Annotated in this window: 17 protein-coding genes; 11 read left to right on the plus strand and 6 right to left on the minus strand. The window is 62.1% G+C overall.

Annotated features, from left to right (window positions below; all coding sequences use genetic code 11):
• Positions 1 to 114 precede the first annotated feature (114 nt).
• From GTP45_RS04875 to GTP45_RS04885, 3 genes are read left to right on the plus strand one after another with little or no spacing between them, the layout of a single operon-like run.
• The gene (locus GTP45_RS04875) at positions 115 to 1,500 is read left to right on the plus strand and encodes a replicative DNA helicase (protein ID WP_161012777.1); all 1,386 of its coding nucleotides are present in this window, start codon (positions 115 to 117) and stop codon (positions 1,498 to 1,500) included.
• Between the two features lie 56 nt (positions 1,501 to 1,556).
• Entirely contained in the window at positions 1,557 to 2,183 is a 627-nt protein-coding gene (locus GTP45_RS04880; RefSeq protein ID WP_161008522.1) for a DUF47 domain-containing protein, read from the plus strand.
• An 18-nt stretch (positions 2,184 to 2,201) separates the two neighbouring features.
• A complete protein-coding gene (locus GTP45_RS04885; protein WP_161012778.1) occupies positions 2,202 to 3,215 on the plus strand; it encodes an inorganic phosphate transporter in 1,014 nt (337 codons plus the stop codon).
• 26 nt (positions 3,216 to 3,241) lie between these two features.
• Here GTP45_RS04885 and GTP45_RS04890 read toward each other — a convergent pair whose 3' ends face one another.
• Positions 3,242 to 3,505, minus strand: coding sequence for an AbrB/MazE/SpoVT family DNA-binding domain-containing protein (locus tag GTP45_RS04890; protein WP_161012779.1), 264 nt, complete (start codon positions 3,503 to 3,505; stop codon positions 3,242 to 3,244).
• Positions 3,506 to 3,631: 126 nt separating this feature from the next.
• On the opposite strand from GTP45_RS04890, the gene GTP45_RS04895 reads away from it, so the two are divergent.
• Positions 3,632 to 4,018: a hypothetical protein gene (locus GTP45_RS04895; RefSeq protein ID WP_161012780.1), complete on the plus strand. Its 387-nt coding sequence runs from the start codon at positions 3,632 to 3,634 to the stop codon at positions 4,016 to 4,018.
• Positions 4,019 to 4,022: 4 nt separating this feature from the next.
• Here the strand turns inward: GTP45_RS04895 and GTP45_RS04900 are convergent, their stop codons facing one another.
• Together GTP45_RS04900 and GTP45_RS04905 are read right to left on the minus strand one after the other, a co-directional pair.
• Positions 4,023 to 4,433: a type II toxin-antitoxin system VapC family toxin gene (locus GTP45_RS04900; RefSeq protein WP_161012781.1), complete on the minus strand. Its 411-nt coding sequence runs from the start codon at positions 4,431 to 4,433 to the stop codon at positions 4,023 to 4,025.
• Positions 4,433 to 4,669: an antitoxin gene (locus tag GTP45_RS04905; protein WP_161012782.1), complete on the minus strand. Its 237-nt coding sequence runs from the start codon at positions 4,667 to 4,669 to the stop codon at positions 4,433 to 4,435. Before GTP45_RS04905 ends, GTP45_RS04900 begins: the two co-directional genes overlap by 1 nt.
• A gap of 106 nt (positions 4,670 to 4,775) precedes the next feature.
• Here GTP45_RS04905 and GTP45_RS04910 point away from each other — a divergent pair, with 106 nt between their 5' ends.
• The 3 genes from GTP45_RS04910 (at position 4,776) to GTP45_RS04920 (ending at position 6,755) form a co-directional block, all read left to right on the plus strand.
• Positions 4,776 to 5,255 carry a GNAT family N-acetyltransferase gene (locus GTP45_RS04910; RefSeq protein ID WP_161012783.1) on the plus strand — a complete coding sequence of 160 codons (480 nt, stop codon included), beginning with the start codon at positions 4,776 to 4,778 and terminating at the stop codon, positions 5,253 to 5,255.
• Positions 5,252 to 6,118, plus strand: a complete 867-nt coding sequence (locus GTP45_RS04915) for an alpha/beta hydrolase (protein WP_161012784.1) — start codon at positions 5,252 to 5,254, stop codon at positions 6,116 to 6,118. Before GTP45_RS04910 ends, GTP45_RS04915 begins: the two co-directional genes overlap by 4 nt.
• A 70-nt stretch (positions 6,119 to 6,188) precedes the next feature.
• Complete coding sequence (locus tag GTP45_RS04920) at positions 6,189 to 6,755, plus strand: hypothetical protein (RefSeq protein ID WP_161012785.1); 567 nt, start codon at positions 6,189 to 6,191, stop codon at positions 6,753 to 6,755.
• Here the strand turns inward: GTP45_RS04920 and GTP45_RS04925 are convergent.
• The 3 genes from GTP45_RS04925 to GTP45_RS04935 are packed head-to-tail and all read right to left on the minus strand — an operon-like array spanning position 6,638 to position 10,035.
• Positions 6,638 to 8,956 (minus strand): GspE/PulE family protein, encoded by a 2,319-nt coding sequence (locus GTP45_RS04925; RefSeq protein ID WP_166454545.1) that lies wholly within the window; start codon positions 8,954 to 8,956, stop codon positions 6,638 to 6,640. The genes GTP45_RS04920 and GTP45_RS04925 overlap by 118 nt on opposite strands.
• A 10-nt stretch (positions 8,957 to 8,966) precedes the next feature.
• A complete protein-coding gene (locus GTP45_RS04930) occupies positions 8,967 to 9,863 on the minus strand; it encodes an MBL fold metallo-hydrolase (RefSeq protein ID WP_161012786.1) in 897 nt (298 codons plus the stop codon).
• Positions 9,853 to 10,035 (minus strand): hypothetical protein, encoded by a 183-nt coding sequence (locus GTP45_RS04935; protein ID WP_161012787.1) that lies wholly within the window; start codon positions 10,033 to 10,035, stop codon positions 9,853 to 9,855. The genes GTP45_RS04930 and GTP45_RS04935 overlap by 11 nt, the downstream gene beginning before the upstream one ends.
• Before the next feature lie 39 nt (positions 10,036 to 10,074).
• On the opposite strand from GTP45_RS04935, the gene GTP45_RS04940 reads away from it, so the two are divergent.
• From GTP45_RS04940 to GTP45_RS04955, 4 genes are all read left to right on the plus strand, one after another.
• Complete coding sequence (locus GTP45_RS04940) at positions 10,075 to 11,691, plus strand: HD domain-containing phosphohydrolase (protein ID WP_161012788.1); 1,617 nt, start codon at positions 10,075 to 10,077, stop codon at positions 11,689 to 11,691.
• Positions 11,691 to 13,970: a CHASE2 domain-containing protein gene (locus tag GTP45_RS04945; RefSeq protein WP_161012789.1), complete on the plus strand. Its 2,280-nt coding sequence runs from the start codon at positions 11,691 to 11,693 to the stop codon at positions 13,968 to 13,970. The genes GTP45_RS04940 and GTP45_RS04945 overlap by 1 nt, the downstream gene beginning before the upstream one ends.
• A gap of 215 nt (positions 13,971 to 14,185) precedes the next feature.
• Positions 14,186 to 21,172 (plus strand): YDG domain-containing protein, encoded by a 6,987-nt coding sequence (locus GTP45_RS04950; protein ID WP_161012790.1) that lies wholly within the window; start codon positions 14,186 to 14,188, stop codon positions 21,170 to 21,172.
• Between the two features lie 175 nt (positions 21,173 to 21,347).
• Positions 21,348 to 22,931 carry a ShlB/FhaC/HecB family hemolysin secretion/activation protein gene (locus GTP45_RS04955; RefSeq protein ID WP_161012791.1) on the plus strand — a complete coding sequence of 528 codons (1,584 nt, stop codon included), beginning with the start codon at positions 21,348 to 21,350 and terminating at the stop codon, positions 22,929 to 22,931.
• Positions 22,932 to 22,945: the final 14 nt, after the last annotated feature.

Genomic DNA, 22,945 nt, shown 5'->3' on the forward strand with positions numbered 1-22,945 from the left:
CCGGGCGGCAACGCCTGTCTGGTTTTGCAACACCCTTGAAAAAGCCGGGCTTACCCCCGGCTTTTTTCTCGTCATAAATTTTGTACTCCGGCACAAGCAGGTATAATTCGCGCCATGAACGCCCCCTCCGATCCGCAAGTCGAGTCGCTCCGCGTCCCGCCGCATTCCATCGAAGCAGAACAGTCCGTCATCGGCGGCCTGCTGCGCGATAACGCGTCGTTTGACCGCATCGCCGACATGATGCAGCCGGAAGACTTTTACCGCTACGATCACCGCATCATCTTCGAGCAGATCGTGCGCATGATTAACGCCTCCAAGCCGGCCGACGTCATCACCGTGTTCGAGAACCTGACCCAGCTGGGCAAGGCCGAGGACGTGGGCGGCCTGGCCTACCTGAACGCGATGGCGCAGAACACGCCGTCGGCAGCGAATATCCGCCGCTACGCCGAGATCGTGCGCGACCGCTCGGTGCTGCGCCAGCTGATCACCGTGGCCGACGATATCTCGGGCCAGGCCTTCAGCCCGCAAGGCAAAGAGACCAAGGAAATCCTCGACGAAGCCGAGTCGCGCATTTTCGCGATTGCCGAGCAGGGCGCGCGCGGCGCGGCCGGCTGGCTGGCGGTGCAGCCGCTGCTGACCCAGGTGGTCGAGCGCATCGACGAGCTGTACTCGCGCGACAACCAGTCCGAGATTACCGGCGTGCCGACCGGCTTCATCGACCTCGACCGCATGACCTCGGGCTTGCAGCCGGGCGACCTGGTGATCGTGGCCGGCCGTCCGTCCATGGGCAAGACCGCGTTCTCGGTCAACATCGGCGAAAACGTTGCCATCGAAGCCGGATTGCCGGTGGCGATCTTCTCGATGGAGATGGGCGGCGCCCAGCTGGCCATGCGTATGCTCGGTTCGGTCGGCCAGCTCGACCAGCACCGCCTGCGTACCGGCCGCCTGAACGACGAGGATTGGCCGCGCCTGACGCACGCCATCCAGAAGATGAACGACGCCCAAGTCTTCATCGACGAAACCCCGGCATTGAACCCGATCGAGATGCGCGCCCGCGCGCGCCGCCTGGCGCGCCAGTGCGGCAAGCTCGGCCTGATCATTGTCGACTACCTGCAGCTGATGCAGGGTTCCAAGGCCGGTGACAACCGCGCCTCCGAGATCTCGGAGATCTCGCGTTCGCTGAAAGGCCTGGCCAAAGAGCTGGGCTGCCCGGTGATCGCGCTGTCGCAGCTGAACCGCTCGCTGGAACAACGCCCCAATAAACGTCCCGTCATGTCCGACTTGCGCGAATCCGGCGCTATCGAGCAGGACGCGGACGTCATCATCTTCCTGTATCGCGACGAGGTCTACAACGCCGACTCGCCCGATAAAGGAACGGCCGAAATCATTATCGGTAAGCAGCGTAACGGCCCGATCGGCGCGGTACGCTTGACCTGGATCGGCCAGTACACCAAGTTTGGCAATTACGTCGGTAACCTGTCTATCTATCAGGGCGACTAATCCTTGCGCCGGCTTACCATGCCGGCGATCTGCAGTAGTAATAAACGGAGAAAAATATGTTTGGACGTTTGATGCCCACCGAGGGCAAATTCTTTGACCTGTTCAATCAGCACGCTGAACTGTGCGTCAAAGGCGCAAAAGAAATGGTGGGCCTGATGTCCAATTTCGATGACCTGGAAAACCGCGTGCACGCGATTGAAAGCATCGAAAAGCAGGCCGACAAGATCACTTACCTGACGGTCGACCTGCTGCACAAGACCTTCATCACGCCGATCGACCGCGACGACATCCACAAGCTGATCACCCGCCAGGACGACATCCTCGACCTGCTGGAAGATGCGGCCCAGACCGTGTCGCTGTACGACCTGCACTCGGTGACCCCGGAAGCCAAGCGCCTGGCCGAGCTGGTGCTGGCCTGCGCCGAGAAAGTCAAGGAAGCGGTAGCGCTGCTGCACAACATGGACAACTCGCGCCAGATCGTCGCCATCTGCGAAGAGATCGACCGCCTGGAGTCGGACGCCGACCACGTGATGCGCGCCGCCATGTCCAAGCTGTTCCGCGACGAACCGGACGTGCGCAACCTGATCAAGATGAAGGCCATCTACGAAATCCTGGAAACCGTGACCGATCGTTGCGAAGATGTGGCCAACATCATCGAAGGCATCATCGTCGAAAACGCATAATTACAAAGACGAGTTCACATGCAAACCCTACAAATCAGTATCTACGTGCTGGGCATGCTGATTGCCCTGGCGCTGATATTTGACTTCATGAACGGCTTCCACGATGCCGCCAACGCGATCGCTACCGTGGTCTCGACCGGCGTGCTCAAGCCGCAAACGGCCGTTGCCATGGCGGCCTTGTTCAACTTCGTGGCGATCTTCGTGTTCCACCAGCTGACCGTGGCTGCCACGGTGGGCAAGGGCACCATCGATCCCGGCGTGGTCGACCAGTACGTGATCTTTGGCGCGCTGGTGGGCGCCATCGTGTGGAATATCTTCACCTGGTACTACGGCATTCCGTCGTCGTCGTCGCACGCGCTGATCGGCGGCCTGGTGGGCGCGGCTGTCGCCAAGAGCGGCACCGGTGCGCTGATCTCGGCCGGCCTGATCAAGACCGTGGTGTTCATCGTGCTGTCGCCGCTGCTAGGCTTCATCTTCGGTTCGCTGATGATGCTGCTGGTGTCGTGGATCTTCGTGCGCTCGACGCCGCGCCGCGTGGACAAGTGGTTCCGCCGCCTGCAACTGGTGTCGGCTGCTTCGTACAGCCTGGGCCACGGTGGTAACGATGCGCAGAAAACCATCGGCATCATCTGGATGCTGCTGATCGCTGCCGGTTATTCGAGCGCGGGCGCGGCTGAGCCGCCGCTGTGGGTGATCGTCTCGTGCTACACCGCGATCTCGTTCGGCACCCTGTTTGGCGGCTGGCGTATCGTGAAAACCATGGGCCAGAAAATCACCAAGCTGAAACCGGTGGGCGGCTTCTGCGCCGAGACCGGTGGCGCCATCACCCTGTTCACCGCGACCGCCCTGGGCGTGCCGGTGTCGACCACCCACACCATTACCGGCGCCATCGTCGGCGTGGGTTCGTCGCAGAAAATGTCGGCCGTGCGCTGGGGCGTGGCGGGCAACATCGTGTGGGCATGGATCTTCACCATTCCGGCCTCGGCGTTTGTCGCCGCGATCGCGTGGTGGGTGGGACACCACATCATGTAACACCAAGGGAGCTTCGGCTCCCTTTTTTATTGCACCGGCTGGCGCGGGCGAATGCGCAGCTCGTCGCCGATGCGCTCGATCTCCAGCATGATGTCGGGCTGGTCATAAGCGATCTCGGCAGGAATAATGATCGCTTGCTTATCGCCGCTTTGGAATGCCGTGGTGGGCTGCGGCGGCTTGATTGGGAAGAAGTGATCGCGAATAAACGTCATCGCGAGACCAAACGCCACGCTGCCAAGCATTCCTAGGCCAATTAATTCAAAAACTTCCCTGAGCGAGCTCCAGTTCATGTTCTTCTTCCTCTCAGAAGATCCACAAGTACAGCGCATAGCCAAAGTATAAAACCAATCAGAATAGACGTCCGCATGCCAATTTGGATTGCAGTAGAATTGAATAGTCCTTTTGATGATCGGAAGATGATGGCGATCGATTTTGCGGGTTTGAAGCAGTTGGCAGAAACATCGGCTGCGGTGACGGCGCCGTGCAATTGTCACGACGCGGGCATACTGGCATGGCAGGCGATGCCATTGAGCTTGGAGCTGGATCAGTTCGAGGAAGTGGCATCGCTGGTCGAAGACCCATTCGCCGAGCCGACCTTCACCGAATACCACCCGCACGGTACTCGCTACAACAGCGACGACGCCCCCATCGCCCCGCGCTTCTACCCCGCCAACCTCAGCCACGTCCTGCGCTGCGTAAAATGCAACCGCCACTACCTGCGCTACACCGAGGGCGGCGGCTATTTCAGCGAACTCCGCATCCGCGCCTTGCGGCCGCAACTGCTAGTCGACGCATCCCCATAAGGGGTTAAGCAGGCGGCGCTTCTAACCAGTTTTCGATTTCAATGCCGGGATAGTCAGCGAAGTCTTTAACGTTGTTTGTCACGAGGGTAATGCCCAGTGCGATGGCGTGTGCGGCGATCAGCTTGTCGAGTTGGTCACGTTTGCGGGTGCGTGTTGCTTGCCGCACTGGGCCGTAAGCTATCGCGGCGCCTGCATCAAACGATGCGACGGGGATGGACTGGATCATATTGGCCAGATTCCGTCGTTGAGCCAGCGGATTGGCGCTGGTCAAAACGCCGTACTCCAGTTCAGCAAATGTAATCGCTGATATCACGACGTCGCCGACATAGCATTTGTCGAATCGCGCTGCTATCTCAGGAGGTTGATCCTTCATCAGGTAGATGCAGATATTCGTATCCAGCATGAACTGAGCCATTAGAGCTCCTCGCGCTCTTGCTGCTCGTCTTGATCTCTGCCGGCAATCATGAAGTCGTCAGAGAAACGCGCGAATTTCTTTAGCACGCCCTTGAGAGATTTTTTGGCAGGGCGAATACGGAGCTCATCGCCGATGCGCTCGATCTCCAGCATGAGATCGGTTCGCTCATACGCTAGTTCCGCCGGGATGCGCACCGCTTGCGAGTTGCCGTTTTTGAATAGACGAGTTTTACGCATTTGTGCCTCCTTTGCTTTCAATTTAGGCCGCAAGCGGGAGGATGTAAATCTATAGATGTACAAAGCTTGATCTACAATACGCTCTGCTATTCGAAAGGGCGCGGCCATGGCTTATGACATTCAACTTGCAGAAGAAGATCCGGGGGCGGCCGATTCGGTGGCCTTGATGGACGAGTTGTCGACCGCACTGGAGGCGATTACCGGCGATGGCGGCAGGGCGTCGTTCGATGTCGAGGACGTGCGCGGCCCAATGGCGTGCTTCGTCGTTGCCCGCGACGATCACGGCATGCCCGTCGGCTGCGGCGCGCTGCGGCCGCTGGAGCCGGGCGTGGCCGAGATCAAGCGCATGTACGCGCGCCACGGCACCAGCGGCGTCGGCAGCGCGGTGCTGCACTACCTGGAGGAAGAGGCGGTCGCCATGGGCTATCAAGCGGTGTGGCTGGAGACCCGCCTGGTCAACCGCCGCGCAGTCGATTTCTACGAAGCGCGCGGCTACACCCGCATTGCCAACTACGGCAAATACATTGGCAACCCACTGGCGGTCTGCTTCGAGAAGCAATTGCCGTCCTCGCTGGAACTGGCATGAAGCACTTCCTCCTCCTTCCGATGCTGTTGCTTGCCCTGCCAGCCCGCGCCGCATCTCCGGGCGAGCTGGAGGACGACGATACCAGCGCAGCTTTTTCCTTGCCCAAAGGCGTCCGACTGCTGGCCGATCAGGATTACGGCCCGGATCCCCGTCAACGCTACGACGTCTACCTGCCGGCCAAGGCCGATCACGCGCCGGTGATTTTCATGGTTCACGGCGGCGCGTGGCGCACCGGCGATAAGGCCAATGCCCAAGTGGTGCAAAACAAGGTGCTGCACTGGACCCAGCGCGGCACCATCGTGGTCTCGATCAACTATCGATTGTTGCCGGCTTCCAGCGTGGCTACGCAAGCCGAAGATGTCGCCACGGCACTGGCGGCAGTGCAGGCCAAGGCCGCGAATTGGGGTGGCGACCGCGCCAAGTTCGTGCTGATGGGCCACTCGGCCGGCGCCCACCTGGTGGCGCTGCTGGCAGCTTCGCCATCATCGGCCCTCGCGCGCGGAGCGACGCCGTGGCTGGGGGCTGTGTCGCTCGATAGCGCGGCGATGGACGTGGAAGGCCTGATGCAGCAGCGCCACTTCCCGTTGTACGACCGCGCCTTTGGCAGCGATGCCAGTTATTGGCGCAGTGTGTCGCCGCTGGCACAATTGAAGCAGGGCGGGGCGCCGTTGCTGGCCGTGTGCTCGTCGCGCCGCCGCGATTCCTGTCCGCAGGCGCAAGGCCTCGCCGCGCGCGCCGCCACGCTGGGGATGCGCGTACAGGTCTTGCCGCAAGCGCTCAGCCACGGCGATATCAATGGCCTGCTGGGGCGGCCCGGTGCTTATACCGAGGCCGTAGACGCCTTCCTTGCCAGCCTGATGTAAGCATCGTCTTACATGCTGTCGCGCCGGAGGCTGCTTTCGTGCGGGCGATGCCGGGGGCACAATACAGTCCATGAAAATCATTGATCAACGCTACCTGGATAGCGACAACCGCTACTCCACCGAACCGTGCTTACTCAGCATCCTGGAACTCGACGACGTCACGCCCGAGGCTACTGAGACGCTGCAAGCACGCCTGTACACTGTCTTGCCTGGCCTGCGCCGCTTGCGCGGCGTAATCGGCAAGCGTGCCGACGCTGTGCCGCCTGTGGTGGAGCTGGTGCAGCAAACTGCCATTGAATTGCGCCGCCTGGCATTGAATGATATCGCCTTCGGCTTTATCGGCATCGTGCCGCGCATGCAGGGACGTTACCGCCTGGTGCTGCCATCAAGTGCAGCGGCGCCGGCGCTAGCCATGGCTACGCAACTGGTGAACGCCATGCTGGCCGGCCGCTCCTACAACTTAAAAGCCGGCCTGGCGCGCCTGCGCGCATTGGCGGATCGCCGCCAGAAGCCACGCGGTCACTTAATGCAGACGGCCCGTACCATTTTGATGTCGGTGATCCCCAAGAGGACTTTCTCTATGCCGTCCATTTTGAGGGTGAGCATGCCGTCCTCCAGCGCGGCTGCCAGCAGTTGAGCGACGCGGGCGTGTTCCTGAAGTAGCTTTTTCACCTTGTCGGTGCCGATCATCAGCTCGTGCAGGCCGACGCGTCCCTTATAGCCCTTGTTGCACTCGTCGCAGCCGACGGCGCGGTACATGGTGAATTTGCCGTCCTTGGTGTATTGCTGCCGCCAGCGCGCGAGGATGGTGTTCTTGTCGAGCAGGTCTTCGCAGTATTCGGACAGCAATGCATCAAGCTCCTCGGCCGATGGCTCGTAAGCTTGCTTGCATTTACCGCACAGGCGCTTGGCCAGCCGCTGCGCCAGGATGCCCAGCAGCGCATCGGAGAAGTTAAACGGATCCATGCCCATATCCAGCAGCCGCACAATGGATTCCGGCGCGCTGTTGGTGTGCAGCGTGGAGAATACCAAGTGCCCAGTGAGTGACGCTTCAATCCCCATGCTCACGGTTTCCTTGTCGCGCATCTCGCCGACCATGATGATGTCGGGATCGGCGCGCAGGAAAGCGCGCATCACGGTCGCGAAATCCAGTCCCGCCTTGCGGTTGACTTGCACTTGCCGCAAGCCTTTCTGTGTGATCTCGACCGGGTCTTCAGCGGTCCAAATCTTGGTGTCCGGCGTGTTCAGATAGTTGAGCACGGAGTGCAGGGTGGTGGTCTTGCCGGAGCCAGTCGGGCCACAGACAAAGAACAATCCGTACGGCTTGCTCACCGTCTCACGCAAACGCTCAAGGTTGAACGGCAGCACGCCCAGCTTGTCCAGCGGGATCGGCTCGCCGGCCGCCAATATCCGCATCACGATATCTTCCACGCCGCCCGACGACGGAATCGTCGCCACCCGCAACTCAATATCCAGCGGCCCGTATTTCTTGAACTTGATCTTGCCATCCTGCGGCTTGCGGCGCTCGGAGATGTCGAGGTCGCACATGATTTTCACGCGCGCCACCAGTGCCGCGCGGTAGCTGGCCGGAATCTCGATGTACGGCACCAGCGTGCCATCCTTGCGGAAGCGGATGCCGGTCTTGCCCTTGCCCGGCAGCGGTTCGATATGAATGTCCGACACGCCCTGCCGGTACGCATCCATGATGATTTTGTTGAGCAGTTTGACCAGCTCGTTCTCCACCGCCTCCGATACTTCGCCCGAGCCTTCGCCATCCTCGTCATAAGCGTCGTCCATGCCCGACAGCAGGTCGCCGACGCTGCCGCTATCGCCATGGCCGTAGAACTGTTCCACCATTTGCCGGAATTCGCGGTGCGAGGTCACGCGATACACTGGCTTGGCGCGCGGGAAGATTTGCTCAACGATGTGGGTATGCGCCACCCGTTCCGGGTCCAGCGCCGCCACCAGCAAGCCTTCCTTGCCATCTTCCAGCGGCAGCCAGCCGGATTCCTCCACGTACTGGCGCTTGAGATTTTTCAGCAACTCCACCGGCTTCAGGCGATCCGGCTTGAAGTGCTCATACGGCACGCCGAAATGCTTTTCCAGCGACACGCCTATCGCCGCAGGCTTGATCTCGTACTCGTCGATGAGCACATCCTCGATATCCACCGCCTTGGCGCGCGCGCTGCGGGTCGCTTGTTCCAGTTCTTGCGCCGAGATCACCGCCTCCGTCACCAAGCCGTCATACTTGGTGCGTACCATCTGCGGTGGTTTCATGCGCTGCGAAAACGCCACCGACAAGGTCTCGCACAATTCCTTCACGCCGTCCTCGGCGATGGTGGAGAAGGGCACGCGGTCGCGGTTGTTGATGAACTGGACCACGCCCAGCAGCTCGCGCGATTGCACCGCGATCAGCGGCGCCACCAGCATTTGCTTGGTGCGATAACCGGTGCGCTGGTCCACGCCTTGCTGGAAGCGCAGCTCCGGCGAGTAGCGGCCCAGCTCGGCCTGGTCGTAGACATCGGCAATGTTGACAGTCTTGCGGGTCAGCGCCACGTAGCCGGCGATACTGGCCGGGGTGATCGCCAGCTTCAGGTCGCGGAAGGAAGTCAGGCCGGTCTTGACCTTGGAGACGATGTAGTCCTTCTGCACGTCCAGCGCGTACAGGGTGAAGCGGTCGCAGTTGAACAGGTCGCAGAATTCCATGCCGAGGTCCAGCATGATCTCGTCGAGATTGCTGGTGGCGTGGATCTTGGTGGTAACGGCTTGCAGCTTCTGGAAAAACGCCAGCCGCAGATCGACATCAGTAGGTCGTACACTGGGTTGGCCGGCGTCCATGATCGCTCCGCTATGTCAGAGTTACTTCCATGCCTTCGTATGCGAGGAAGACCTGCAACTTGCCCAGTACCGGGGCGTGGCGCGCCATGACTTCGGCGAAGACGGCTTCCAGTTCGTCGTCGCTGCGCGTCGGTTCGTGATGGGTGCAGTATAGCGCTTTGACGCCGGTGCGCAGCGCCAAAGCAAACGCCGAGTCGAAAGTGCCGTGGCCCCAGCCCTGCTTGGCCGGATATTCTTCGCGGGTGTAGGAGCAGTCGACGATCAGTGCATCGACGCCTTGCACGGTGGCGTCGATTGCGGCGTTGCGCTCAGCCATCCATTGCTCGTAGGCGGCGTGTTCCGGGTGATCGGCTGGGTGGATGTTGTAGTGCGGCTCGTGGTCGCCGGTGAAAAACAGCGAGCGGCCGTTGCATTCGATGCGGTAGCCGAGGTCGGTGACTGGATGGTTCATCACCACGTTATTGACGGTGGCGTCGCCGACCTGGATCGGCTGGCCTACTTGCAGCGTTTGATATTCGATGGTGGCGTCCATCTGCGTTTCGCTGACCGGGAAGTAGCTGTTTTGCAGCTGCACGCCCATCACGTGCTCGATGCCGTTGCCGGTCACCGGATCGGTTACGCCATGCAAGCGCACGCGGCTGCCGCGGATGAACAGCGGGGTGAAGAACGGTAGGCCGTGGATATGGTCCCAGTGGCTGTGGGTGATGAAGATGTTGGCGTGGATCGGTTTGGTCTTGTTTTGAATCAGCGATTGCGCCAGCGAGAAAATACCGGTGCCGCCGTCGATCACGATCAGGGTATCGTTGTCGGTGCGTACTTCGATGCAGGTGGTGTTGCCGCCATAGCGCGCAGTGCGCGGGCCGGGGGAGGGAATGGATCCGCGAACTCCCCAAAATTTAAATTTCATACGCAATTCCCTGGCAATCGCTCTCTTTGTTGTTGGTTTGTTGCTGTCGATAATAGCTTTTTTTTCCAATAACAGGGAAAAGCCGATGCAAATTCGTCGCATCGGCAATTTCCTGATGTACAACAGCTTGCGTGAGAGCTACACTCTTCAACTGCGCTTGCAAGTTGCGCACTGTTGCGCCTCGTCCAAAACGTTGTATAAAAAAACAACCATGCAAGAGTTGAATCAAATCCAAGTAGCCGAGCGACTGGACCAGCTGACCGAGCTTAGCGTCCAGCTGGGGAGCAATCACGATACCGATTCGCTGCTGGAGCGCATCCTCATGGTGGCCAAGGGCATGACCAATGCCGACGGTGGCACCTTGTACCGTCCCAGTGAGGACATGCAACGGCTCGACTTTCACATCCTGCTGAACGACACGCTGAAGATCCACCAGGGCGGTTCCAGCGGCCAGCCCGTTTCGGGCGGCGTGCCGCTGTATGACGAGCACGGCGAGAAAAACCTGTCGGCGGTGGCGGCCTACGCGGCCCATTTCGGCCTGTCGGTCAACATCGAGGACGTCTACAAGGCCGACGTGTTCAACTTCTCCGGCATGGTCAAGTTCGACCAGATGCGCGGCTACCACTCGCAGTCGTTCCTGACGGTGCCGATGAGCGACCACGAGGGCGAGCTGGTCGGCGTGCTGCAACTGATCAACTCCAAGGACACCGAGACCGGCGAAATCCGCGCCTTCACCCAGACCGACCAGCGCTTCATCGAAGCCCTGGCGGCGCAAGCGGCGGTGGCGCTGACCCACCAGCGCCTGATCTTCCAGTTGGAAGAACTGCTGGAATCCCTGGTCAACCTGATCAACATCGGCATCGACGAGAAGTCGCCGTACACCGGCCGCCACTGCCAGTTTGTGCCGGAACTGACCATGATGCTGGCCGAAGCCGTGCACAACACAGAGACCGGCCCGCTGGCCGATTTCCGCATGAACGACGGCGATCGCAAGGAGCTGTGGCTGGCCGGCCTGCTGCACGATTGCGGCAAGATCACTACGCCGGTGCACGTGGTGGACAAGGCTACCAAGCTGGAGACCATCTTCGACCGCATCGCCATGGTCGACACGCGCTTCGAAGTGCTGCTGCGCGACGTTGAAATCGCCGCCCTCAAGCGCAAGCTGGAGCCGGGTGCAAACGTTGCCATGATCGATGCAGAACTGGCGGCGCAGCAAGCCGCCTTGCGCGCCGAGCGCGACTTCATCCGCATTGCCAACGTCGGCGGCGAGGGCATGAAGCCGGAAGACCAGGAGCGCGTGCGCGAGATCGCCAAGCGCCGCTGGATCGGCCCGGACGGCGCCGAGCGCGACTTCCTCGACGAAAACGAGTTGATGAACCTGACCATCAAGTTCGGCACCCTGACCGATGCCGAGCGCAAGGAAATCAACAACCACATCGTCATGACCATCAAGATGCTGGAAGCGCTGCCGTGGCCTAAGCATCTGAAGAACGTGCCGGAATACGCGGGCGGCCACCACGAGCGCATGGACGGCAAGGGCTATCCACGCGGCTTGACCAAGGATCAAATGTCGGTGCAGGCGCGGGTGATGGCGATTGCCGACATCTTCGAGGCGCTGACCGCCAAGGATCGCCCGTACAAGAAGGGCAAGATGCTGTCCGAGTCGCTGCGCATCCTCGGCAACTTCTCGCTCAACGGCCACATCGACCCGGACTTGTTCGACATCTTCATCCGCAAAAAAATCTACATGGAATTCGCCCATAAAAACATGGACGAAAAACAGATCGACTTCATCGACGAAGCCAAGATTCCCGGCTACACGCCCTGATGCGATTGCTGCCTGAAAAAGTCACCAAGATCCTGTCCAAGTATGGCTGGCGCTGGCTGCTGGGCATCCTGATCACGGCGCTGGGCGTGGCCTACTCGCTGGCGCTGTTCAGCAACGACACCGTGGCGCGGCTGGACAATCTATGGGCCGGCGAGCGCATGAAGCTGGAGCCGGCCACGCTCGACAAGCGCATCGTGATTGTCGATATCGACGGCAAATCGCTGACCGAATTCGGCCGCTTCCCGTGGAGCCGCAACGTCCACGCTACCTTGATTTCGCAACTGGTCGATCACTACAAGGTGGCGGCGGTCGGCTACGATATATCGTTCCCCGAGCCGGACACTTCGTCCGGCTACAACGTGCTGGAAAAACTGGCCAGGACCTCGCTGAAAGACGTGCCGGTACTGCGCGAGCGGCTTGACGAACTCAAGCCGATGCTCGATTACGACGGCGTGTTTGCCGGTGCGCTGGAAGGCAAGCCGGCCATCCTTGGTTTCAACTTGTCGCCGGATCAGGTCAAGGGCGCGCTGCCCAAGCCGCTGTTCTCCGAGGCCGACCTCAACGGCCGCGAACTGATCGCCTACAACGCGCCCGGTTACGAGGCCAACGTGCCGGTGCTGACCAAGGCCGCTGCCGGCGCGGGCAGCTTCTCGGTGGTGACCGACCCGGACGGCATTGTCCGCAGCGCCTACCTGATCCAGCAAGTGGGCGACGACTACTATCCATCGCTGTCGCTGGCGACGGCCTCGCTGTACCTGAAAGCGCTGGCGGTCAAGCCGCTGATGACGGAAACCGCCGATGAACTGTCGCAAAGCCAGCTCGACAGCGGCGGCTTCGATGCGCTGACCATTTTGCTGCCGGGCCGCAAGCAGCGCGTGATCCCGGTCGGCGAGGCGATGAGCACGGTGGTGCAATACCGTGGCCGTGGCGGCCCGCATGGCGGCTCCTTCCGCTACGTGTCGGCGGCCGACGTGATGACCGGCCGCGCCCAGGCCGATCTGCTGAACGGTACGGTGGTGCTGATCGGCACCACGGCGCCGGGGCTGGTCGACTTGCGGGCCACGCCGGTCAATCCTGAATATCCGGGGGTGGAGATCCACGCCAACCTGATCAAGTCCATTCTCGACAACCGCTTCAAGTCGCGCCCGTACTGGGCATTCGTGGCCGAGGCCGGCGAAATCCTGCTGGTCGGCCTGGCCTTGAGCTTTGCGCTGGCCGCCTTGTCGCCGCTGCGCGCCAGCGTGCTGGGCGGCGTCGCACTGGCGGCCACCGTGGGCCTCAACTACTACATGTACAGCGAGCAAGACCTGATCCTCAACCTGGCCATGCTGGTGCTGGTGATTTTCAGCCTGTTCGTGCTCAACGTGGTGTGGGGCTACTTCGGTGAGGTGCGCCGCAACCGGGGGCTGGTGCTGCGCTTCGGCGAATACGTGGCGCCGGAGCTGGTCGAGCAAATGTCGGAAGACCCGGACAAATACAATATGGACGGCGAGAGCCGCGAGCTGACCGTCATGTTTGTCGACGTGCGCGGCTTCACCACCATCTCGGAAGGCCTGACGCCGAAAGCGCTGCGCGAGTACATCAACCTCTACCTGACGGCAATGTCGGAAGACATCCGCAGCGCCCACCAGGGCACGCTCGACAAGTACATCGGCGACGCCGTGATGGCGTTCTGGGGCGCGCCGGTGGCGTTCGATGATCACGCCAGCCGCGGCGTCGCCACCTCGCTGCTGATGCAGGCCAGCGCCAAGCGCCTGAACGAAGACTTCCTCGCGCGCGGCTGGCCGGAATTGAAAATCGGTATCGGCCTCAACACCGGCATGATGCACGTGGGCGACATGGGCTCCAACATTCGCCGCGCCTACACGGTGATGGGCGATGCGGTCAACCTCGGCTCGCGCCTGGAGGGCATTACCAAAGTCTACGGCGTTGGCATCACGGTGGGCGAGAGCACCCGCGCCGCCGCGCCGGAATTCACTTACCGCGAACTGGATCTGGTGCGTGTCAAGGGCAAGAACGAACCGGTCGCCATCTTCGAACCGGTCGCGCTGGTGCAAGACACCGATGAGGCCACCAAGCACGAGGTGCAGCGCTGGCACGAAGCGCTGGCCGCTGTGCGTGCCCAGCAGTGGGACGAAGCCTGCGCCATCATCGCCGAGTTGCAGGCACTGTCGCCGCAGCGCGGCCTGTACCACCTGTACGTTGAACGCATCGCCTACTACCGCGAACACCCGCCGGGCGAGGGCTGGGATGGCGTCACCACCTTCGAAACCAAGTGATGTTATTCCGGCAAACATGATGCCGGAATAACGCAGCCACAGTTTTCCAAAAATATCGTGGCGATCCCGGCAAACGGGATTAAACTTTATAGAACATAAGTTTCCTACTGGCACCCCGCCCCTGTGCCGACTATCTTGATCTGAATCAACAGCCGCTTGTGGCGACTATTCGGACACGGGCGGAATTAAATCCGCCTGTGCAAGAGGATGTCGTCATGAAAGCTACTGCCCCGTCCCATCGCCGTAATCTGCGCCGCAAAGCCATCGCCGTGCTGGTGGCCGCCTGCTACAGCAACGCTTATGCCGCGCCCGTGAGTCCGACCGTGGTGGCTGGGCAAGCCAGTTTTAATATACAGGGCAAGACCTACACGATTACCAATACGCCTAATGCCATCATCAACTGGCAGGGTTTTTCGATCGCCGCCGATGAGCTGACCCGCTTCGTTCAGCAGAGCAGCGACAGCAAGGTGCTCAACCGCATCACCGGGCAAGATCCCAGTGTTATCCTCGGCTCGCTGCAATCGAACGGCAAGGTGTTCCTGATTAATCCGAACGGCGTGATGTTTGGCGCCGGTTCGCGCGTGGACGTGCATGGCCTGGTGGCGTCGAGCTTGAATATTTCCAACGCCGATTTCCTCGCCGGGAAAAACAATTTCGATGGCGCGGCGGGCGCGGGCAAGGTCAGCAATCAAGGCACGATTACCACGCCTTCCGGTGGGCAGATTTTCCTGATTGCGCCGGCGGTGGAAAACAGCGGCGTGATCTCGTCGCCAAATGGCGATGTGGTGCTGGCGGCGGGTCACAGCGTGCAGCTGTTCGATGCCAAGGATCCGAATGTGCAGGTAGTGGTGTCGTCGCCGTCCGACCAGTCGCTCAACCTCGGGCAGATTGTGGCGCAGGGCGGGCGCATCGGCGTGTATGGCGCGCTGATTAAGCAGCGCGGCGCAATCAATGCCAACAGCGCGGTGCGCGGAGCTAACGGCAAGATCGTGCTCAAGGCCAGCGGCACCACGCTGGTGGAGGCGGACAGCACCACCACCGCCACCGGCAGCAATCTGAACACCGGCGGCGACATCTTGCTGCTCGGTCAAAAAGTCGGCGTGGCCGGCAATGCCGTGGTGGACGCCAGCGGCGAGAGCGGCGGCGGCACGGTGCTGGTCGGCGGCGACTACCAAGGCAAAAATCCAGCCGTGATGAACGCGCAGCAGGCTTACTTGAGCAAGGACGCTGTACTCCGCGCCGATGCGACCGATAAGGGCAATGGCGGCAAGGTGGTGGTGTGGAGCGATCAGGCCACGCAGGTGCACGGCGCGATCTCGGCGCGCGGCGGCGCGGCCGGCGGCAACGGCGGGCTGGTGGAAACCTCCGGCCACTACCTCGACATGCAGGGCACGGTGGATACGCGCGCACCGAGCGGCGCCAATGGTTCGCTGCTGCTGGATCCGAGCGATGTCTACATCGCGGTCGATACCAGCACGGCGACCACGGCTGGCTGGAGCAGTAGTAGCCAGTTGTCGCTGAATGGCAGCCAGTTCCTCGAAACCGGCGCAGTGAAGGACTCGCTGCTGCTGACCGGCGTGCTGGAAACGGCGCTGCTGACCACCAACGTCACGGTCAGCACGGCTAACACCAGCGGCACCGGCACTGGTACGATCAAGGTGCTTAGCCCCCTGTTGTGGGCGACCTCGCGCAACTTGAGCTTGCAGGCCGATGGCGATATCTCGCTGAAGTCATCGATCACCGGCATCAACGGCACGCTCAACTTGACGGCGGGCGGCAGCATTGTTCAAGTCACCAGTCCCATCGATGCACTAGCCGTCAGCAATCTCAATGCGATTGCTGCTGGCGACATCATGTTCGACAACAACGCCAACACCATCGGCGGCACGGCCACGCTGGCTTCCAGCGGCGGTAGCGTCAAGCTGACGGCAGTTAACGTCAATCTGGGCGCCAGCAATGCGGCCGGCACGTTCGACGTTACTGCTTACAACGGCGACCTCAATATTAACGGCGACATCAGTGCCGGCAGCGACATCGCGCTGCAATCGAGCAAGGCCAACGGCACGTTGACCATCGCCAGCGGCCGCACGGTCGACGCCTCGGGCGGCGGTATCAGCCTGGTGGCCGACAAGATGAGCTTGCTAGGCGATATCACCGGTTCTACCTACCACGAGGTGCGGCTGACGCCTTACCAAGATGCCGTCAACGTGCTGATCGGCGGCAGCGCGGCTGACGCCACCGGCACGCTGGGCTTGAGCCAATCTGAGTTGCAGCATATTTCGTTGCCGAACAACAGCTTGCTATCGATCGGCACCTCGTTCACCAATCCCTCCGCCACCGGTAACTTGACTGTCAACGGCGCGCTCGACTTGACCGGCTCGCTGGGCAACGGTTCGATGCTGCTGCAAACCAAGGCCGGCGATCTGACCATCAACAGCGGCGCCAGCCTGGCCACCAACGGCATCATCAGCTTACAGGCCTTGCCGTCGGGCGACCACCGCGTGACCAATGCGGGTACGGTTACGTCCAATGTCGGCATCAATATTTTCGCCGGCAAGATGACGCTGGCGGGCGGTACGCTCAACACGGGCTCGGTGAGCCTGAGCACCGGCAACCAGATCGACCTCGGCGCCACCGGCAATCCGGCCAACACGCTGGCGCTGACCAATGCCGATATCAACAGCGTTCACGCCGACCACCTTGATATCTCGATCAACAGCGTGCACACCGGCACCGGCGATATCGTGCAGAGCGCGCCCATCACATTTGGCCAGCAAAGCGTGATGCTGAATGCGCAGCGCAACATCGATTTGCAGGCTGCGCTCAATGCCGGCGACTTGTTGCAGCTCGATGCCGCCGGCGCCATCAGCGCCACCGGCGCGGTCGCGGTCAGCGGCAAGTTCGAGCTGGTGGGCGGCAACTGGGTGCAGAACAGCGCCACCTTGCCGGCCTTCTCCGCGCATGACTTCGCGCTGACCGGCGGCAGCTTTGTGCGCGCGCTGGGCGGCAATGGCCTGATCAACACGCCCTACCAGCTGACCGACGTGTTCGGCCTGCAAGGCGCGGCCTCGCTGAACCAGTCCAATTCCTATGTGCTGGCCAACGATATCGACGCCAGCGCCACCGGCTACTGGAGCAACCACTTCGTGCCGATCGCCGGCAATGGCGTCTACACCGGCGTGTTCGATGGCGCCAACCACACCATCTCCGGCCTGACCATCTATCGTCCCGGCGAGCAGAACGTCGGCATGTTCTCGGCGCTGGATACCGGCACCATCCGCAACCTCACGCTCAGCAGTGTGGACGTGCAGGGCAGCTCCAACGTCGGCGCGCTGGCCGGCTATGTCACGGACGGCGTTGGCTCCATCGACAACGTGCATGCCAGCGGCGAGGTGCGCGGCATCGGCAATACCGGCTTGCTGATCGGCCGCAATGGCGGGCTGGTCGGTTTTGCCACCACCAGCGGTACGGTCAAGGGACTGTCCGGCTACAACGCGTCGAATATCGGCGGGCTGATCGGCCAGAATGTGGGCCAGGTCAGCGACAGCTCGTCCAGCGCCGTCATCACCACCACCGGTGACGGCTACGCGGGCGGCCTGATCGGCAGCAACGCCAAGACCGGCAACTTCATCGGCGCTGTGACGCGTTCCTACGCCACCGGTAACGTGAGCAGCACCGGCGAAATCGTCGGCGGCCTGATCGGCGATAACAATGGCGGCACGCTGACGCTGTCCTATGCCAGCGGCAATGTCAACGGCGGCCGCAACGTCGGCGGCCTGGCGGGCCGCAACGCCAACGGCAGCACCATCAACAACGCCTATGCGACCGGCGACGTCAGCGGCAACAGCACCGCCAACAACATCAGCCATGGCAATATCGGCGGCCTGATCGGCGATCTGTTTGCGGGCAGTGTCAGCAATGTCTACAGCAAGGGCACGGTCTCCCCGAGCGGCTTCTTTGGCTATCACGGCCTGGTCGGCGCGGTTGAAAACGGTTCGCTCACGCACGGCTATTTCGACGGCACCCAGGCCGGCACCTTCAGCGATGCGGCGGGCGGCGTGGGCCTGACCACGGCGCAGATGCAGCAGCAAAGCAGCTTCAGCGGCATGGACTTCAACAACACCTGGCGCATCTACGATGGCCATACCGAGCCGATGCTGAAGACCTTCCTGACGCCGTACACGGTGGCCGTTACCGGCGGCGCCAGCATCGAGAAGGTATATGACGGTGAATCTGCGGCCTTCACCGGCACCACCGGCGCCTTGCCGGCCGGGATAGAAGGCGATCTGGGCTTCAGCAACGCCGTCAATGCCGGCACCTATTCGGTCGGCGGCCTGTATTCTACCAAGTACGACATCAGCTACACCGGCGCAAGCGCGCAGCTGACCATCACACCGCGCACCGTCACCGCCGTCGCCACCACGGAAAAGACGTACGATGGCACGGTCTACGTGACCGACACGCCGCACTACACCTTCAGCAACCTGGTCGGTTCGGATAGCTTGAGCCTGTCCGGCTACGTGCTGTTCAACGACAAGCACGTTGGCATCGACAAACCGCTGAGCATCAGCGAGCTTATGCTCAGCGGGAATAGCCACGGCAACTACACGCTCGGCAGCGTGACCGGCACTGGCACCATCAGCCCGGCCGCGCTGGCGATCAGCGGGCTCAGCGTCGCTAGCCGCGTGTACGATGGCGGCGTCGCGGCGCCGCTGTCCGGCTCGCCAAGCGTGAACCCGGTCTATGGCGACGATGTGTCGATCAGTTTGATCGGCAGCGGCACCGCCACCTTCAGCAACAAGAACGTCGGCAGCGGCAAGCTGGTGACGGTGAATACGTCCGGCTTCAGCCTGAGCGGCAGCGATGCCGGCAACTACGTGCTGGTGTCGCCTGGCGACCTGACCGGCGAGATCACGCCGGCGCCGCTGACGGTGAATGGCATGACGGCGCAAAGCCGCGTCTACAACGTTGACTTCGATCCGGTCTCGCACAGCTACGGCCGCAAGGCGACTGTTACCGGCGGCTCACTGTCGGGCGTGCTCGGCAGCGACCAAGTCAGCATGGCCAGCACCAACGCCACCTTTGCCGACAAGAACGTCGGCACCGCCAAGTCCGTCACCGTCAACGGCGTGACCCTGAGCGGCACCGACGCCGGCAACTATACGGTCACCACCTATCCGCAGGACTTGACGGCGGATATCACGCCCGCCACCTTGACGCTGACACTGGCCAGCCGCCAGTACAACAACAGCGCCGCCGGCAGCTTTACCGACGCCGTGCTGACCGGCGTACTGGGGCAAGGGCAGGAAGTACCCGACAATGTCACGCTCAACAGCGGCGGTGCGATCGCCACCTACGCCGACAAGAACGTCGGCACGGCCAAGGTGGTAACGGTGAGCGGCGAGCCCTTGAGCCTGGGCGGCTATGACGGCGGCAACTACGTGCTGTCGACCAACATCACCGGCGACATCACGGCGCGGCCGGTAGCCACGTGGATCGGCACTGCGCCGGGCGCGTGGAGTGCATCCGGCAACTGGGCCGACGGCGTAGCGCCGGACGCCGCCAACGTGCTCAAGGCCGAGCTTGGCAGCAGCGGCGGCCTGGTGACCTACGACAGCGCGGCCGGCAACGTCACGCTGGTCACACTCAGTTCCAGCGGCACGCCGCTGACGCTGACCGGCGGCAAGCTGACTCTCACCGGCAACGGCAGCGATTACTCCAACTTCGGCAGCACGCTGACCCAGAATGGCGGCGGACTGGAAGTGCAGGGGCGGCTGCGCGCCAGCAACCTGGTGTTGAGCAGCGGCGCGCTGAAGGGCATCGGCGCCAACAGCGAGATCAACGCGTCCGCGCTGAACCAGAGCGGCGGCGGCATCATCGATAGCACCGGCCTGGTCACGGTCGGCGGCGGCAATGTGGTGGTGGGGAATATCCGCGCCCACCAGCTGACCATAGACGTGGGCGAGGGCGGCACCGTATCGCAACTGAGCGGCAGCCAGCTCGACGTGGGCAAGGTCAGCGTGAGCGCCAACGGCAACATCACGTTCAACAACGCCAACAACCATGTCAACGAGTTCGAGGCGACGATTTACGGCTCGGGCAATATCGGGCTGGTGAATAGCGTCGGCACCGGCGAACTGCTGCTCGGGCCGCTGACCACCCACGGCAACATCATCATCGACAACCACGGCGCCATCCGCACCGTGGGCGCGATTACGGCGCACAGCAACGGCGCCGGCAGCGGCCAGATTTCGATTACCGCGCACAGCCCGGTCACCATCGGCAGTTCCCTCATCGGCACCGACATCGGCCTGTCGGCCAGCACCGACATCGTGCTCGGTAGCGGCGCGCTGCTGGACTCGGTGCACAGTATTGCCATGACGGCCGGCACCAATATCGTACTGGGCGGCACCCTGACGGTCGGCTCCGGCGGCAGCATTTCGGCGGTGGCCACCACCGGCAATATTTCCACCTCCGCCGGCACCCACATCAACAGCAACGGTTCGCCGCTGACGCTGTCGGCGCCGCAGGGCTCGGTCAACACCACCGGCACCGCGTTTGGGACCGGCACCGTGCCGATCATCAGCGATGGCGCAGCCCAAGCCGCCGCCGATGCGGCCGCCAAGGCTGCTGCCGATGCCGCTGCCAAAGCTGCAGCAGACGCCGCCGCCAAGGCCGCTGCCGATGCGGCTGCCAAGGCCGCCGCTGACGCCGCCGCCAAAGCAGCTGCTGATGCCGCCGCCAAGGCCGCCGCCGATGCGGCTGCCGACGCTGCCGCCAAGGCTGCCGCCGATGCCGCTGCCAAAGCCGCTGCCAAAGCCGCTGCCGATGCCGCTGCCAAGGCGGCCGCCGATGCCGCCGCTGCCGCTGCCGCCAAGGCCGCTGCGGATGCCGCCGCCAAAGCCGCCGCCGACGCTGCTGCCAAGGCCGCCGCCGACGCCGCTGCCCAGGGCCAGCAAACTCAGCCGGTGACGCAGGCCATCAATTCAACGGTCAACATCATCAACAGCTCGGTCAACAGCAGCCAAAACAAGAGCGGCACGCAGACGGTACCGGAGCAGAAGATCGTGTCGACAGGCGGCAGCAGTTCCGGCAACAGCGCGCCCGATGAAAAAGTACCGGATGAGAAGAACGCCGACGGCAGCAGCAAAACCACGACTACCGCTGCCAAGGAGCAAACGAAGAAGATGTATTGCAACTAATTACACGCAGAAATCCAACACTTGCGGTCATGGCAGGAAAGATCACCGCGCAGTGGAGGGCGGCTATGCTAGCATCGGGGAAAGATTGTTAATGTAAATTAACATAATACCAAGATTGACAGTGCTACCGCTAAATACCGCCAGATACTGCCAGATAAAACCAAGAGTCCATAACATGAGATATAGCCTAACGCGCTTGCTTGCAGGTTCCGTTCTCGCCGTCGCCGTTGCCTCGGCATGGGGCGCCGATACCGCAGACGACAGTGCCATCCGCTTCGAAATTTCCCGCTTTGAAGTCAAGGGCAACACCCTGTTGCCGCAGGCGCAGATCGACACCTTGCTGGCCGGTTTCAGCGGCAAGCAGCGCGATTTTGGCGACGTGCAGCGCGCGCTGGAGGCGCTGGAAGCAGCCTACCATCAACGCGGCTACAACGTCGTCACGATTGAATTGCCGGAGCAGGAATTGAATGGCGGCGTGGTGGTGCTGCGCGTGGTGGAGACCAAGATCGGCCGCGTCTCCGTCAAGAACAATCAATACTTCGACGAGGCGAATATCCGCCGCAGCCTGCCGGCGCTGCAAGAGGGCCAGTCGCCCAATCTGAAAGCGGTGTCGGCCAACCTGAAGCAGGGTAACGACAACCCGGCCAAGCAAGTCACCATGAAGCTGCAAAGCGGCGAAAAGGAGAACGAGGTCGACGCGGTGCTGGACGTCAAGGACGAGTCGCCGTGGAAGGTCATGGGCAACGTCGACAACACCGGCACCGAGGCCACCGGCAAGACCCACGTTGGCGTGATCCTGCAACACGCCAACCTGTTTGGCCGCGACCACCTGGCCTCGCTGCAATACACCACCTCGGCGGAAGAACCAGGCCGCGTCAAAGTGTACGGCGCCGGCTACCATATTCCGCTGTATGGCAGCGGCGACTCGCTGGACTTCTTTGCCAGCTACTCCAACGTCGATTCCGGCACCATTACCGCCGGCGCCTTCGACCTGGCGGTGAGCGGCAAGGGTGCGGTCTACGGGGCGCGCTACAACCAGGCGCTGGACAAGCGCGGTGATATCGACCACAAGCTGACCTATGGCGTCGATGTCAAAGCCTTCAAGAACAGCGTGCAGCTGCAAGGCACCGAGTTGGGCAACGACGTCACGGTGCACCCGGTCAGCATCAGCTACCAGGTCAGCTCGCCGATCAAGCAGGGCGACATCGGCGGCCAGGTCACCTTGCTGCGCAATATCTCGGGTGGCTCCAACGGCGGGCAGAATTCCTTTACGCTGGCGCGCACCAACGCCAAGGCCGACTACACCATCTTGCGCTTTGGCGGCAGCGTCACGCGCGCGCTGGCCAACGAATGGCAGTTGCGCGCCATCGTCAACGGCCAGTACACCAGCGATGCGCTGATTCCGGGCGAGCAGTTCGGCGCCGGCGGCGCGACCTCGGTGCGCGGCTTCCTCGAGCGCGAGATCTCCAACGACTCCGGGGTTGGCGTCAACCTCGAAGCCTACACCCCCAACCTGTGCTCGCGCGCCGGCTGGAATTGCCGCTTGCTGGGCTTCTACGATAGCGCCTACATCCGCCGCAACAAGGCCTTACCGGCCGAACTGGACAGCACCTCGATCGCCAGCGCCGGCCTCGGCGCCCGCTTCGTGCTGTCGACTTATGTGAACCTGCAACTGGACTATGGCCATGTGACCAAGGCCGGAGCCACCACCCGCTCCGGCGCCAACCGTCTGCACGTCCGTCTTGGCTTGGCTTATTGATTGAAGAAGAGTGA

The sequence above is a fragment of the Duganella rivi genome, from assembly GCF_009857435.1.
Taxonomy (GTDB): domain Bacteria; phylum Pseudomonadota; class Gammaproteobacteria; order Burkholderiales; family Burkholderiaceae_D; genus Rugamonas; species Rugamonas rivi.

What these genes read in the sequence shown, in the direction of transcription:
- GTP45_RS04890 (WP_161012779.1), bottom strand. Translation starts at nt 3,505, where the DNA reads ATGAACTGGAGCTCGCTCAGGGAAGTTTTTGAATTAATTGGCCTAGGA.
- GTP45_RS04880 (WP_161008522.1), top strand. Translation starts at nt 1,557, where the DNA reads ATGTTTGGACGTTTGATGCCCACCGAGGGCAAATTCTTTGACCTGTTC.
- GTP45_RS04945 (WP_161012789.1), top strand. Translation starts at nt 11,691, where the DNA reads ATGCGATTGCTGCCTGAAAAAGTCACCAAGATCCTGTCCAAGTATGGC.
- GTP45_RS04885 (WP_161012778.1), top strand. Translation starts at nt 2,202, where the DNA reads ATGCAAACCCTACAAATCAGTATCTACGTGCTGGGCATGCTGATTGCC.
- GTP45_RS04875 (WP_161012777.1), top strand. Translation starts at nt 115, where the DNA reads ATGAACGCCCCCTCCGATCCGCAAGTCGAGTCGCTCCGCGTCCCGCCG.
- GTP45_RS04895 (WP_161012780.1), top strand. Translation starts at nt 3,632, where the DNA reads ATGATGGCGATCGATTTTGCGGGTTTGAAGCAGTTGGCAGAAACATCG.
- GTP45_RS04915 (WP_161012784.1), top strand. Translation starts at nt 5,252, where the DNA reads ATGAAGCACTTCCTCCTCCTTCCGATGCTGTTGCTTGCCCTGCCAGCC.
- GTP45_RS04910 (WP_161012783.1), top strand. Translation starts at nt 4,776, where the DNA reads ATGGCTTATGACATTCAACTTGCAGAAGAAGATCCGGGGGCGGCCGAT.
- GTP45_RS04905 (WP_161012782.1), bottom strand. Translation starts at nt 4,669, where the DNA reads ATGCGTAAAACTCGTCTATTCAAAAACGGCAACTCGCAAGCGGTGCGC.
- GTP45_RS04955 (WP_161012791.1), top strand. Translation starts at nt 21,348, where the DNA reads ATGAGATATAGCCTAACGCGCTTGCTTGCAGGTTCCGTTCTCGCCGTC.
- GTP45_RS04920 (WP_161012785.1), top strand. Translation starts at nt 6,189, where the DNA reads ATGAAAATCATTGATCAACGCTACCTGGATAGCGACAACCGCTACTCC.
- GTP45_RS04925 (WP_166454545.1), bottom strand. Translation starts at nt 8,956, where the DNA reads ATGGACGCCGGCCAACCCAGTGTACGACCTACTGATGTCGATCTGCGG.
- GTP45_RS04950 (WP_161012790.1), top strand. Translation starts at nt 14,186, where the DNA reads ATGAAAGCTACTGCCCCGTCCCATCGCCGTAATCTGCGCCGCAAAGCC.
- GTP45_RS04930 (WP_161012786.1), bottom strand. Translation starts at nt 9,863, where the DNA reads ATGAAATTTAAATTTTGGGGAGTTCGCGGATCCATTCCCTCCCCCGGC.
- GTP45_RS04940 (WP_161012788.1), top strand. Translation starts at nt 10,075, where the DNA reads ATGCAAGAGTTGAATCAAATCCAAGTAGCCGAGCGACTGGACCAGCTG.
- GTP45_RS04900 (WP_161012781.1), bottom strand. Translation starts at nt 4,433, where the DNA reads ATGGCTCAGTTCATGCTGGATACGAATATCTGCATCTACCTGATGAAG.